The organism is Streptomyces sp. NPDC001985 (assembly GCF_040296845.1).
GTDB lineage: Bacteria > Actinomycetota > Actinomycetes > Streptomycetales > Streptomycetaceae > Streptomyces.
Window position 1 is genome coordinate 1 of record NZ_JBEOYB010000200.1, and the last position, 1079, is coordinate 1079.

At 72.1% G+C, this 1079-nt stretch carries 1 protein-coding gene; it reads right to left on the bottom strand.

Features of this window, described 5'->3' with window-relative positions:
- Positions 1-1079, bottom strand: a 1079-nt coding sequence (locus ABT122_RS33575; protein WP_351559988.1) for an AMP-binding protein, incomplete at both ends; no start/stop codon positions are given.

Genomic DNA, 1079 nt, shown 5'->3' on the forward strand with positions numbered 1-1079 from the left:
CCCGGACCCGATACGTACAGCTCCCCCGCGACCCCCACCGGAACCGGCTGGAGGAAACCGTCCAGGACATACGCCCGGGTGTTGGGAAGCGGACCACCGATCGGGACCGGGCTCTCGTCGCCCGCCGGGGAGAGCGCCCCGGTCATCGAGGCGCAGACCGTCACCTCCGTCGGACCGTAGGCATTGACCAGTCCGCGGCCCCGCGACCACCGCTCGACCAGCGACGGCGGGCACACCTCACCCGCCACGACCAGCGTCGACACACTCGCCGGCAGCTCACCCACCGGCGCGAGCACCGAGGGCGGCACCGTCACATGGGTCACGCCGAACCGCTCGGCCGTCTCCTCCAGCGACCCGTGCGGCGGCAGGCTCCCCGTATCGGGCACCACGAGGGCGGCTCCCGACAGCAGCGCCATGCACAGCTCCCACACGGAGGCGTCGAAGCTCAGTGACGACAGTTGCAGGACCCGGGACTCCGCTCCGACGTCCAGGGCCGCGATCTGGGCCGCCACCAGGTTCCCGATGCCCCGGTGGGTGACCACCACCCCCTTGGGCCGGCCCGTGGAACCGGATGTGTAGATCACATACGCCGTGTCGTCCAGGCCGGTCCTCGCGGCCGGGACCGGCCGGCCGGGGTGATCGGCCACGCCGCCGAGGCTGTCGAGACCGTCGAAGACCCACCGCGGCACATCCGAAGGAACCGTCCGCGCCGTGCTGTCCGAGCAGACGACGAGGGCCGGGGAGGAGTCCCGGAGCATGTACCCGATCCGCTCGACCGGATAGGCCGGGTCGACCGGTACGAAACCGGCTCCCGCCTTCGCCACACCCAGCAGCACCGCCACCAGCTCCGGCGACCGCTCCAGCAGCACCCCGACCAGATCACCACGCCCCACACCACGACCCGCCAGCGCCCGCGCCACCCGATCCGCCGCCGCGTCCACCTCGGCATACGACCACTCACGATCCGCGCCAACAACCGCGACCGCACCCGGCGAACGCACCACCTGAGCCTCGAACAACTCCGCCAGCGACCCGCTCTCCACCGCACGAGCCGTCTCGTTCCACCCGGACACCACCCG